The 10,927-nt window shown below is 62.0% G+C and carries 14 protein-coding genes and 1 pseudogene; 1 reads left to right on the forward strand and 14 read right to left on the reverse strand.

The genetic code is table 11. The features are described from left to right. Positions 1-3: 3 nt before the first annotated feature. From BN1127_RS22020 to BN1127_RS23115, 8 genes are all read right to left on the reverse strand, one after another. Positions 4-309, reverse strand: coding sequence for a hypothetical protein (locus BN1127_RS22020; protein ID WP_156139748.1), 306 nt, complete (start codon positions 307-309; stop codon positions 4-6). After that, a complete protein-coding gene (pseC, locus tag BN1127_RS04140; RefSeq protein WP_042648606.1) occupies positions 306-1,469 on the reverse strand; it encodes a UDP-4-amino-4,6-dideoxy-N-acetyl-beta-L-altrosamine transaminase in 1,164 nt (387 codons plus the stop codon). Before pseC ends, BN1127_RS22020 begins: the two co-directional genes overlap by 4 nt. Continuing rightward, positions 1,466-2,470, reverse strand: coding sequence for a UDP-N-acetylglucosamine 4,6-dehydratase (inverting) (gene pseB / locus BN1127_RS04145; protein WP_042648607.1), 1,005 nt, complete (start codon positions 2,468-2,470; stop codon positions 1,466-1,468). Before pseB ends, pseC begins: the two co-directional genes overlap by 4 nt. A 135-nt stretch (positions 2,471-2,605) precedes the next feature. Then, complete coding sequence (locus BN1127_RS04150) at positions 2,606-3,481, reverse strand: cobalamin-binding protein (RefSeq protein ID WP_042648608.1); 876 nt, start codon at positions 3,479-3,481, stop codon at positions 2,606-2,608. Next, positions 3,474-4,406 carry a cobalamin biosynthesis protein CobD/CbiB gene (locus BN1127_RS04155; RefSeq protein WP_042648617.1) on the reverse strand — a complete coding sequence of 311 codons (933 nt, stop codon included), beginning with the start codon at positions 4,404-4,406 and terminating at the stop codon, positions 3,474-3,476. The genes BN1127_RS04150 and BN1127_RS04155 overlap by 8 nt, the downstream gene beginning before the upstream one ends. 26 nt (positions 4,407-4,432) lie before the next feature. Then, entirely contained in the window at positions 4,433-5,125 is a 693-nt protein-coding gene (gene mtnN, locus BN1127_RS04160) for a 5'-methylthioadenosine/S-adenosylhomocysteine nucleosidase (protein ID WP_042648609.1), read from the reverse strand. 141 nt (positions 5,126-5,266) lie between these two features. Continuing rightward, entirely contained in the window at positions 5,267-6,196 is a 930-nt protein-coding gene (locus tag BN1127_RS04165; protein ID WP_042648610.1) for a ZIP family metal transporter, read from the reverse strand. 243 nt (positions 6,197-6,439) lie between these two features. Then, positions 6,440-6,673 carry a hypothetical protein gene (locus BN1127_RS23115; protein WP_197069623.1) on the reverse strand — a complete coding sequence of 78 codons (234 nt, stop codon included), beginning with the start codon at positions 6,671-6,673 and terminating at the stop codon, positions 6,440-6,442. On the opposite strand from BN1127_RS23115, the gene BN1127_RS23120 reads away from it, so the two are divergent. Then, entirely contained in the window at positions 6,660-6,893 is a 234-nt protein-coding gene (locus tag BN1127_RS23120; protein WP_197069624.1) for a hypothetical protein, read from the forward strand. The two genes, BN1127_RS23115 and BN1127_RS23120, sit on opposite strands and share 14 nt — an antisense overlap. Positions 6,894-6,975: 82 nt before the next feature. Here the strand turns inward: BN1127_RS23120 and gloA are convergent, their stop codons facing one another. The 6 genes and pseudogenes from gloA to BN1127_RS04200 form a co-directional block, all read right to left on the reverse strand. Beyond that, on the reverse strand, positions 6,976-7,383 hold the full coding sequence (gloA, locus tag BN1127_RS04175; protein ID WP_025326535.1) for a lactoylglutathione lyase: 408 nt from the start codon (positions 7,381-7,383) through the stop codon (positions 6,976-6,978). 80 nt (positions 7,384-7,463) lie between these two features. After that, entirely contained in the window at positions 7,464-8,105 is a 642-nt protein-coding gene (nth, locus tag BN1127_RS04180) for an endonuclease III (protein ID WP_042648612.1), read from the reverse strand. Between the two features lie 30 nt (positions 8,106-8,135). Beyond that, complete coding sequence (locus BN1127_RS04185) at positions 8,136-8,894, reverse strand: electron transport complex subunit E (RefSeq protein WP_042648613.1); 759 nt, start codon at positions 8,892-8,894, stop codon at positions 8,136-8,138. 38 nt (positions 8,895-8,932) lie between these two features. Then, positions 8,933-9,565, reverse strand: a complete 633-nt coding sequence (gene rsxG / locus BN1127_RS04190; protein WP_042648614.1) for an electron transport complex subunit RsxG — start codon at positions 9,563-9,565, stop codon at positions 8,933-8,935. Between the two features lie 34 nt (positions 9,566-9,599). Beyond that, complete coding sequence (rsxD, locus tag BN1127_RS04195) at positions 9,600-10,652, reverse strand: electron transport complex subunit RsxD (protein ID WP_042648615.1); 1,053 nt, start codon at positions 10,650-10,652, stop codon at positions 9,600-9,602. Between the two features lie 3 nt (positions 10,653-10,655). After that, positions 10,656-10,927, reverse strand: a pseudogene (locus BN1127_RS04200) (electron transport complex subunit RsxC); the annotation flags it as partial.

Raw genomic sequence — 10,927 nt, forward strand, 5'->3', positions numbered from 1 at the left:
GGGTCATGGGTAATCAGGTTTTTTATTGCAAAATAAACGAATGCATTTTGATAGCTCATTATCCATGTCATCCATCAAAAGTGAAAACCAGTGCGGTGCAGAAAACAGTGTAGCGGTCAGTTTGTCCCATGTGTTTAAAAATTCATGATAAGGAGATCTCTCCTGCTCAAAATCAATGAATTTTTCAAGCAGCTGTACTTGATTTTTATCGTATTCCCTTTTGTGACGTTCAGCAATTTTCAGAAGCAATTGAAGTATGGTCATCGCTGTCTTTGCTTGCGGGACATGTGATATCGGGGATTCATTCATGTCGGTTCTCTCATTTGTAATGGATTAAACCAGAGGGAGAGGGCTTGGATGACATTCCCCTGTAGGTCTTCAGCTAGCATGGGATACAGGGGAATACTGATGATGGTCTGATAAAAATCTCGTGAAGATTCCACACCGGCTCCGGACCCCGCTTGATGGTACGGTTGAGAAAATATCGGCATATAGTGCACATTCACCCCGATATCCGTTGCTCTTAGTCGCTCAAACAGAGTTTTTCTCTTTTCTGCCGATATTTTGATAACAAACAAGTGCCAAGCGCTGAGGCGATCATCTCGATTGGCCAGTACCCCTATGTTTAGTTCGGGTAGTTCAACCTGATAGCGGGCGGCAATTGTTCGGCGTTTATCCAAAAACTCGTCCAGATTTGCCATCTGACTTAACCCCAGCGCAGCCTGAATATCGGTCATGCGATAGTTGAATCCCAACAACTGCTGCTCGTAGTACCAAGGGCCGTCCGGCTCATTGATGAAGTCGGCCGGATCCCGGGTGATGCCGTGGCTGCGCAGCATACTCATGGTTTTGGCGAGCGCAGGGTCATTGGTCATGGCCATGCCGCCTTCGCCTGTGGTGATGATCTTAACCGGATGGAAGCTGAAGACAGTGATGTCGCTGTAGCGGCCTTTGCCGGTAGGTTCGCCGTGATAGCGGGCGCCGAGGGCATGGCAGGCATCCTCTATGATACGAAAACCATATTGTTGCCCAAGGCGGTGTATCTCTTTCAAATCGCAGGGCAAGCCAGCGAAGTGTACCGGAATGACCACCTTGGGCAGGCATCCCTCCGCCTTGGCGACAATCAGTTTGCGTTCCAGCTCTAGTGTGCACATATTGCCGGTATCCGGCTCGATGTCGACGAAGTCGACTTGGGCTCCGCAATAGAGAGCGCAGTTGGCCGAGGCGACAAAGCTGATGGGGGAGGTCCAGACCCAGTCACCCGGGCCGATACCCAGTGCCAGACAGGCGATATGCAGGGCGGCCGTACCTGAGTTGACTGCCACTCCGAAGTTGGCGCCGCAATAATCGGCTACCACCTGTTCGAAGCGGGGAACGACCGGGCCCTGAGTCAGGAAATCGGATCTCAAGACATCTACCACGGCTTCAATATCCGCCTCGCTTACAGACTGCCTGCCGTACGGGATCATTCCATGACCACCTTATCATTCAACGCTTTTAGCTGGGCTACCGTCAGGAAGTCGCTGTTGTTGCGGGAGTCATACTCGAAGCCCTGCTCGACAATGCATCCCTTTTCGCCTGTCGCTGTGACTGAGAAGTCATTGTTGCGATTATTGAAATTGATGGTGGGGCCGATGATGAAGAAATTGTCGAACTCAAAGGTGTGGTAGGAGTCGTCGGAAGGGCACATCACCTCATGCAACTTCTCACCAGGGCGAATACCTATAACTTCCTGGGCCAGCTGAGGCGCCATGGCGGTAGCCAGGTCGGTGATGCGTACCGAGGGCAGCTTGGGCACGAAGATCTCGCCCCCCTTCATCCTCGGGAAGTTATTTATCACAAAATCCACTCCCTGCTGCAGGGTGATCCAGAAACGGGTCATCTCGGTATGGGTAATGGGGAGTGTGCTTGCACCCTGGTCTATTCGTTTTTGGAAGAAGGGCACCACAGAGCCGCGTGAACCCACCACGTTGCCATAGCGTACCACCGCGAAGCGGGTCGGATCTTGGCCCGCAATGTTGTTGGCCGCAACGAACAGTTTGTCGGAAGCCAGCTTGGTGGCGCCGTACAGGTTGATGGGGTTGGCGGCCTTGTCGGTGGATAGAGCAATCACCTTTTTGACCTGATTGAGCAGGGCTGCCTGGATGACGTTCTCAGCCCCATGAATGTTGGTCTTGATGCACTCCATGGGGTTGTATTCGGCGGCGGGCACCTGCTTGAGAGCGGCCGCATGTACGACGTAATCGACGCCGCGCATTGCCATGGTCAGCCGGTTCGCATCCCGAACATCGCCGATGAAGTAGCGCATGCAGGGAGCGTTGAACTCCTGCTGCATTTCGAATTGCTTGAGCTCGTCGCGCGAGTAAACGATCAGGCGACGGGGCTCATAACGCTCCAGTATGGTCTTGATAAAGAGCTTGCCGAAAGAGCCTGTGCCACCGGTGATCAGGATCGTTTTCTCATTGAACATAGTGAGCATCTCATTAAAAACATTGATGAATCATATACTAACAAATCAGATTCTAGAGTCTTGCAAGAAGAATGTGATCGGCCGAGAAAATGCTGGTTTTACAGATATCGACTCTTGCGGCGAGAAACTTGAACCCTATCTGCTGTCTTGAACGTGATTGGTCTGCCTATCAGCTTGTATTCCCGTATGTGCAACCTCGATCGCCTCACACAGCTGCTCCACAGCATTGAGGGCCCGCGGGGTGAAGCGGTGCAGCTCATCGGGGTTGATGAGAACGAGCCGCTGCTGCCTGACGGCATCCAGCATGGGCCACTGATGCCAGTGGGCCAGCACGGCGGGATCCCGGCTACCGGCCAGGATGAGATCCGGGTTGGCCTTTATCACCTGCTCCAGCCCGACCTGGGGATAGGGGGAGCTGGCATCGGCCATGATATTGCGGCCACCGCAGAGCCTGATGGCGTGGCCCGGCCAGGTCGAGTCATTGACGCTGGTGAGGGGCGGATACCAGAGCTGATAGAAGACCGAGACCGGTTTGGGCTTGCCGTAGCGCTGCTTCAGGGCATCGAGCCTGGCCAGATAGGCGTCGGCCTGCTGGTCGGCCTTCTGCCGGGTGCCGAGCAGGCGCCCCAGGCTGCGCATCTCGTCGGCCAGGGAGGCAAAGTCGGTGGGCTCCGAGTAGAAGACGGGGATGCCGAGCTTCTCGACGGGGGCCAGCATGCGGGACTGGGCCGAGCGCCAGGCCACCACCAGATCCGGCTTCTGGGCCAGCAGGGCCTCCAGGTTGATGCTGCGATAGTTGGCGACCCGTGGCAGGGGCGCCACCTCGGGGGGGAAATCGGAGGCATCGTCGGCTGCGACGATGCGATCCCCGGCCCCCATGTCGTACAGCAGCTCGGTCAGGTGAGGCGTGAGGCTGATGATGCGCTGCGGAGTGGTCGCCGCGCCGGACAGGGGCCAGCCGAGCAGGCACAGCAACAGGCAGAGGGCGCGAAGTGGGAAGCGGTCAGCCATGAGTCAGTGCCATCAGGGTCAGGATCAGCGAGAGCCCGAGCCAGCCCCAGCCGATCAGCAGCAGGCGCTGGAGCAGGCGCCGAGGCAGGGTGGCGTCGGGCTCGCTCCCATCGCCCAGCACCGGGAGGCGTACCAGCTGGCCCTGATAGTAGCGGGGACCCCCGAGGCGGCTGCCCGTGCTCTGTGCCAGCAGGCTGAGCAAGACGCCCATGGCCGGATAGGGCCAGCGCAGGGCAAGGCGCAGCTTGCCCCCAAGCTGGCGCAACCGGGTCAGCGCGAGGGGGAGCGACAGCAGCAGTATGGCGGGGGCGCAGAGCCCCTGATAGAGCGCACTGGCGGCGCGGCCGAAGTGGACGAACTCGGCCTGCTTCGGGCTCCAGGCCTGATTCATCAGCTGGGCTAGGCGCCAGAGCAGGGCCCCTTGCACCCCGGCCATGGCAAAGCCCAGCAGGGGGCCGGCCCACTGCCCCACGAGGCGCAGCACGCAGGTCTCGCTCACCGCCTTGTTCAATCCCATTACCGACAGGGCGCCCGTCTCTCGTCTGAGCCAGCTCGCTGCCTGCAACCTCGCCACCACCAGCGTCTCCTGGGTTGCCAGGGCGCGACTCGCCTGGGCGAGCTCCCGCAGCGGGCGTGATTCCAGCATCAGCAGCAGGAACAGCAGGTCGAACAGGGGTTCAGACAGGGAGAGGTTGCGCACCGCCCAGAGGCCGGCGGCGCAGGGCACCCAGACCACCAGCAGGGCCAGCAGCCCCGCCTGACGTTGCTGACCGGGCGAACCGTCCGGGCGATACACCTTGTGGCCGAGGCGGGTCAGCAGCGGCACGGCTGCGCCGGGCCTGAAACGCGCGGGCCAGGGCAGCACGGCCTCCAGCAGGGCGGCGCCCACCATGATGGCCGCCGTCGTCGAGGCGAGGGCGGTCATCAGGGCATCCCAGGAGGGGGCGTCGATCACAGCTTGCCGAGTAGCGCGATGATCACCTCGGCGGAGTGTTGACCCGCCACCTCGATGAAGGCATCGAAGGATTCCACCTGCTCCTTGCCGGCGATGTCGGACATGGCGCGCACCACCAGATAGGGCACCTTGAACATGTGGCATACCTGGCCGATGGCGGCCCCTTCCATCTCGACTGCCAACATTTGCGGGAAGTCGGCGCGGGCTTTGGCGATGGCGTCCGGCTTGCACATGAACTGATCGCCGGTGCAGATGAGGCCGACCTTGGTCTGGTGCTTGCCTTGCTCGGCGATGCAGGCCTGGGCCAGGGTGATGAGCTTGTCATCGCAGGGGAAGGTGGCGGGCTGCTGGGCCATCTGACCCATCTCGTAACCGAAGGCGGTCACGTCCACGTCGTGGAAACGCATCTCGCTGGCGATCACCACGTCTCCGATGTGCAGGTCCTGGGCAAAGCCGCCGGCGGAGCCGGTGTTGATGACGCAATCGGGGGCAAATTTTTCCAGCAGCAGGCTGGTGGCGACGCTGGCGGCAACCTTGCCGATGCCGGAGCGGGTCAGGATCACCTCTTTACCGGCCAGACGGCCCTGATAGAACTCGCAACCGCCCAGTTGCAGGGTGGTGGGTTCACTCAGCTGGCTGCGCAGCAGGGCAACTTCCTGCTCCATGGCGCCGATAATACCTACTTTCATCATCTACCTCGTTTCTCAGATCTTGTGCGGGCCCGGCCACACGCCGGGTAGCGGTGCCGAAAAAGTTGGCGGGGATGATAGCAAAAGATAACGGCGGCGCCGAGCGCCGCCGTTCGAATCAAGAGGGTAGGGGATTTCCGATTAACCCAGTGCCGTATCCAGGGTCATCATCAGTGCAAAGCCTGCCATCAGACCCAGGGTGGCGTGGGTCTGGTGGCCGTTGCGGTGGGTTTCGGGGATCACCTCGTGGGAGACCACGAACAGCATGGCCCCTGCCGCGAGCCCCAGGCCAATGGGGTAGGCGATGGCCATGCCGCTGGCGAGCCCGACCCCGAGCAGGGCGCCAAGCGGTTCCAGCAGGCCGCTGCCGATGGCCACCAGCACGGCCACCGAGGGACGAAAGCCGGCGGCGCACATGGCGAGCGCCACCGCCAGCCCCTCGGGGATATCCTGCAGGGCGATGGCGGTGGTGAGCGGCAGCCCCACCGCCATGTCCCCCTGGGAGAAGCTGACCCCGATGGCCATGCCTTCCGGCAGGTTGTGCAGGGCGATGGCAAACACGAACAGCCAGACCCGGGAGCAGCTCTCGTGGCCGGGGCCGCAGGGGCCTGTCTTGTCGTGCTCATGGGGGGTGAACTGATCCAGCCCCAGCATCAGCAAGACCCCTAGGGTCATGCCAGCCACCACCACGGCGGCGGCGAGAAAGCCGTCGCCGGTGATCCCCTCGGCTGCCTCCAGTCCCGGCAGCAGCAGGGAGAAGGCGCTGGCCGCCAGCATCATGCCGGCGGCAAAGCCCAGCATGGCGTCTTCCACCCGCTGGGGAACAGATCGCAGGAACAGGGCGGGCAGGGCGCCAAGCGCCGTGGCGGCAAACCCGGCGGCGCCGCCGATAAGGCCATAACGCACCCCGGGGCTGATGTCACCGGCCGCCAGCATGACGAGGCTCTGCAACAGGAGCAGCAGCACGGCGGCCAGGGCGAGCAGCAGCCCCAGGGCGACGAGGGGGCGCTCCGCTATCTGCTCGCGCAGTTGGACTGACCAGGAGGGGCTGAGGGTCGACGCGTTATCCATGGGGCCTCGGAGAACTGTGGTTGGGAGAGACGAGAGCGCCATTACATAACCTGGCCTCCCGTTTGTCCATGATGGCGGGGCGATTGGGGCAATCGGCTCAAGTTTGTGGTCATCCGGTCGCTCTTGTATCCCGGGCACATGCCAAATGACATGGCCCTGTACAACACGAGAGGGATGAGCGAGGGCGGCAGCTGTGATAGGGTGCGCGCCTGCGAACGCTCTTCCCCGCTTGTTCGCGTTGTTTTATTTTCCCGTCAGGAGTCTCGGGTCACCGTTTACACGGATGTGATCGCCACAGTGCACCTGCTTATCAGCAGTCGAGGATCGCCAGTCAACATGTTTTACAAGAACCTCTCCATCGGCAAGAAGATTGCCGTGGTCTTTGCGGTTATCGCCGCCATCAACGTGATATTCGGTCTTTTTCTCGCCAGCGAACGGCGAACAGCGTGGCATGCGGGATCGGGTGCTGAATTTCACCGATTCCACCCTGCTGGCGCAGGGGCTCAAGGATCAGGCCTGGGATGAGCTGTTTCGCTCCAACGGGAGCTACACCGAGCCGGGCCGCAACGTGGCGCGGATCAACGAGTCTTCCAACGAGGTGGCGACCGGTGCCGATCACACCACCCGCGCCTGCCTGGAGCTGAGCCAGCTGGCGGCGAGCCTGCGCCAGACCATAGGCCGCTTCCGCCTCGCCTGATGGTGGACGGCTGGCAGAGTACCAACAAAAACGGGGCCCCAGGGCCCCGTTTGCTATGTCACCGCGAGGGCGCCGGTCTGGCTCAGACGCCGAGGCCGGTTCCTGTGTCTTTCTTGGCGATCAGCTCAATCTTGTAACCGTCCGGGTCTTCCACGAAGGCGATGACAGTGGTGCCACCCTTGACCGGGCCCGGCTCGCGGGTGATCTTGGCGCCGGCGGCGCGCAGGGCGTCGCAGGTGCCATAGATGTCGTCCGCTTCCAGGGCGATGTGACCGTAGGCGGAGCCCAGCTCGTACTCGCTCACACCCCAGTTGTAGGTGAGTTCTATGACGGCCTCATCCTTCTCGTCACCGTAACCGACGAAGGCCAGAGTGTACTTGTATTCGCTGTTCTCGCTCTTGCGCAGCAGTGTCATGCCCAGCACGCGGGTGTAGAAGTCGATGGAGCGTTGCAGGTCGCCGACGCGCAGCATGGTATGCAGAATTCTCATTGCTCAATTCTCCGGGTTGGTGATTGGTACTGCTTTCTATCTAGGTCTTGAGGTCGGACTGTGAACGGACAGAAGGTCGTTCAGCTCTGGGGGTAGACCTTTTCTTTGTACTCGCACAGGTCTTCAATGATACAGGAGCCACAGCGTGGCTTGCGCGCCAGACAGGTGTAGCGCCCGTGCAGGATGAGCCAGTGGTGCACATCCAGCTTGAACTCGGCGGGCACCACCTTCAGCAGCTTCTCTTCGACCTGATCCACGTTCTTGCCCACCGCGAAGCCGGTGCGATTCGACACCCGGAAGATATGGGTATCGACCGCTATGGTGGGCCAGCCGAAGGCGGTGTTGAGCACCACGTTGGCGGTCTTGCGGCCCACCCCCGGCAGGGCTTCCAGTGCCTCGCGATTTTCCGGCACCTCGCCGCCGTGTCTCTCCAGCAGGATGGCGCAGGTCTTGATGACGTTCTCGGCCTTGGTGTTGAACAGGCCAATGGTCTTGATGTACTCCTTCACGCCGTCCACCCCGAGAGCCAGCATGGCGGCCGGGGTATTGGCCACCGGATAGAGCTTGTCGGTGGCCTTGTTGACGCTGACATCGGTCGCCTGGGCCGACAGCAGCACGGCGATCAGCAGCTCGAACGGCGAGCTGAAGTTGAGTTCGGTGGTGGGGTGCGGGTTGTTCTCCCGCAGCCGCTCCAGTATCTCTCTGCGTTTTTGGTTATTCATCGCGTCTCATGTCTGTCTTGGTGCCAGCCCTCAGAGCTGGGTGGTGCGGGCACCGGCTGCGGGCAGGCTGCAGTGCGCCTTGTCGGCACGCTGTTTGCGGCCCATCCAGTCGTTGATGGCGTTCTTGCCGGCTATGAGCAGCCCCAGGCCGATGAAGCCCCCCGGCGGCAAAATGGCCAGCAGCAGGCTGGTATCGGCGTGGAACAGCTCGATGCGCAGGGACTTGGCCCAGTCCCCCAGCAGCAGGTCGGCGCCGTCGAACAGGGTGCCCATGCCGATGATCTCACGCAGGCCCCCCAGCAACAGCAGCACCAGGGTGAACCCCAGCCCCATCATGAAGCCGTCGATGGCCGCCAGCAGGGGAGGGTTCTTGGAGGCATAAGCCTCGGCCCGGCCTATGATGACGCAGTTGGTGACGATGAGGGCGATGAAGATGCCGAGCGCCTGATAGAGGCCATAGGTGTAGGCGTTCATCAATAGCTGCACGCTGGTCACCAGGGCCGCGATGATCATCACGTAGACCGGGATGCGGATGTCCTTGGGCACCCAGTTGCGCACCAGGGAGACGGCCAGGTTGGAGCAGACCAGCACCACCATGGTCGCAAGACCCAGCCCCAGGGCATTGGTAAAGGTGGAGGAGACCGCCAGGGTCGGGCAGAGCCCCAGCACCTGCACCAGGGAAGGGTTGTTCTTCCACAGTCCCTGCAGCATCAGCTCCTTGAGTTCCTCGCGGCGGCTGTTGCCCTCATCGGCCGGGCTATGGCCGTCAATCACATCAACTTGTTCCATTGCTTGTTCCGTTGTATGCGCCATATGGGGCTCCGGTGTCAGGGTGTGGTGTCACAGGAGGGGGCCTCTTGCAGCAGCTCAGGGTGCTCCTGCTGCAGCAGCAGCAGATTCTTCACCGCCTTGACCACGGCACGCGGGGTGATGGTGGCGCCGGTGAAGGCGTCAAATTCGCCGCCATCCTTTTTCACCGCCCAGCTTGCCGCGTTCTCCTTGGTGAGGAACTTGCCGACGAAGCTCTCTATCCAGCTCGATTTCTTCAGCTCTATCTTGTCGCCAAGACCCGGGGTTTCCTTGTGAGCCAGCACCCGCACTGCGCTGATGGCGCCGCTGGCATCGGTGCCGACCACCATGCGAATGGCACCACTGTAGCCGTCGGGGGCCACGGTTTCCAGCGCATAGCCGGTGTGCTCCCCCTTGAGGGTGGCGGTGTAGAGCGGCATGGGCTGATCGCTGCCCAGGTACTCGCGGCTGGTGACCAGCCTGCAGCTGGCCACCAGATCGTTGTCATAGCTCCCCGCCGGCAGCAGGGCCTCCAGGGTGCGCAGCTTCTCCAGCTGCTGCTGGTGGGCGATGCGATCCCGGGTCAGCTCGTTGGTCAGCACCACCATGGCGGTGCAGGCCAGGGCGAACAGGGCCAGGGTGACGCCGTTTTTGCGCATGCTCTTTAACATGGGAAGGCTCCTGAGAGTGAGATGTGCGCGATGATCATTTGCGACGATCCCCATAGACCTTGGGACGGGTCAGGCTGTCGATGAGTGGCACGCAGAGGTTGGCCAGCAACACGGCGAAGGCGAAGGCGTCCGGGTAGCCGCCGAAGCGACGAATGAGGTAGACCAGCACGCCGATCAGCACGCCGTAGATGAGGCGACCCCTGGCCGTGGTGCTGGCGCTCACCGGATCGGTGGCGATGAAGAAGGCCCCCAGCATGGTGGCGCCGCTGAACAGGTGCAGCATGGGGGTGGCGGTAGCGTCCGGCGTGGCCAGATAACCCAGGGTGGCAGAGAGCAGCAGGGCCCCCAGCACGGCGGTGGGAATGCGCCAGTTGATCACCTTCTGCTGCAGCAGGAAGAGGCCACCCAGCAGGTAGCCGAGGTTGACCCAGCTCCAGCCAATCCCGCCCCAACCCTCGAACACGGCGTGAGTCATCACTTCGCTGGCGGTGAGCCCCTGGGTCAGGCCCGTCTTCAGGGTGTCGAGGGGGGTAGCCATGGTCAGGCCATCCACCCCCTGCTTGAGCTGCGCCAGGCTGTAGCCGTCCAGGCTGAAGCCGGTGAAGATCACCGAGACGGCGTCCCCAAAGTCGACCCCGTAGGCGGCGATGCTGGAGGGGGGCAGCCAGCTGGTCATCTGGACCGGGAAGGAGACCAGCAGCAGCACATAGGCCACCATGGCCGGGTTGAACAGGTTCTGACCGAGCCCGCCATAGAGGTGCTTGGCGATGATGATGGCAAAGGCGGTGCCCAGTACCAGCATCCACCAGGGCAGCAGGGGGGGCAGGGAGAGACCTATCAGCACGGCGGTGAGGGCCGCACTGCCGTCCAGCAGGGCCGGTTTGACAGGGCGGCCGCGCAGGCGCAGGACCAGGGCCTCGCAGCCGAGGGCCGTCACCAGGGCCAGCAGGATCTGGATCAGGGTCCCCCAGCCGAAGAACCAGGTCTGGGCCAGGAAGCCGGGCAGACAGGCCAGGATCACCAGCAGCATCAGGGTCTGGGTCTGTCTGCGGTTATGGGCGAAGGGCGCACTCGCGAGATTGAACATGGATCAGTGGCTCTTGTCGGTCGAAGGGGATGGAGTGTGCGCCGCGGCGTCGGCCGCCAGCTTCTTGGCCTTGGCACGGGCGATGGCGGCGGCGATGGCCGCCTTCTTGGGGTCGACCTCGGGGGCGGACTCAGCCACTGGCTCGCCCGGAGTAACCTGCGTGTCGCTCACAGCGGGGACTGGCACGACCTCGGCGGCGGCCGCCAGCTTCCTGGCTTTGGCGCGGGCGATGGCGGCGGCAATGGCCGCCTTCTTGGGGTCGACCTCGGGGGCGG

It is taken from the genome of Aeromonas media, from assembly GCF_000819985.1.
Classification (GTDB): Bacteria; Pseudomonadota; Gammaproteobacteria; order Enterobacterales; family Aeromonadaceae; genus Aeromonas; species Aeromonas media.

Coding starts and splice junctions, on each gene's coding strand:
- pseC (WP_042648606.1), bottom strand. CDS start 1,469: ATGATCCCGTACGGCAGGCAGTCTGTAAGCGAGGCGGATATTGAAGCC.
- BN1127_RS04150 (WP_042648608.1), bottom strand. CDS start 3,481: ATGGCTGACCGCTTCCCACTTCGCGCCCTCTGCCTGTTGCTGTGCCTG.
- nth (WP_042648612.1), bottom strand. CDS start 8,105: ATGAATAACCAAAAACGCAGAGAGATACTGGAGCGGCTGCGGGAGAAC.
- rsxD (WP_042648615.1), bottom strand. CDS start 10,652: ATGTTCAATCTCGCGAGTGCGCCCTTCGCCCATAACCGCAGACAGACC.
- gloA (WP_025326535.1), bottom strand. CDS start 7,383: ATGAGAATTCTGCATACCATGCTGCGCGTCGGCGACCTGCAACGCTCC.
- pseB (WP_042648607.1), bottom strand. CDS start 2,470: ATGTTCAATGAGAAAACGATCCTGATCACCGGTGGCACAGGCTCTTTC.
- rsxG (WP_042648614.1), bottom strand. CDS start 9,565: ATGTTAAAGAGCATGCGCAAAAACGGCGTCACCCTGGCCCTGTTCGCC.
- BN1127_RS22020 (WP_156139748.1), bottom strand. CDS start 309: ATGAATGAATCCCCGATATCACATGTCCCGCAAGCAAAGACAGCGATG.
- BN1127_RS04165 (WP_042648610.1), bottom strand. CDS start 6,196: ATGGATAACGCGTCGACCCTCAGCCCCTCCTGGTCAGTCCAACTGCGC.
- BN1127_RS04155 (WP_042648617.1), bottom strand. CDS start 4,406: ATGACCGCCCTCGCCTCGACGACGGCGGCCATCATGGTGGGCGCCGCC.
- BN1127_RS04185 (WP_042648613.1), bottom strand. CDS start 8,894: ATGGAACAAGTTGATGTGATTGACGGCCATAGCCCGGCCGATGAGGGC.
- mtnN (WP_042648609.1), bottom strand. CDS start 5,125: ATGAAAGTAGGTATTATCGGCGCCATGGAGCAGGAAGTTGCCCTGCTG.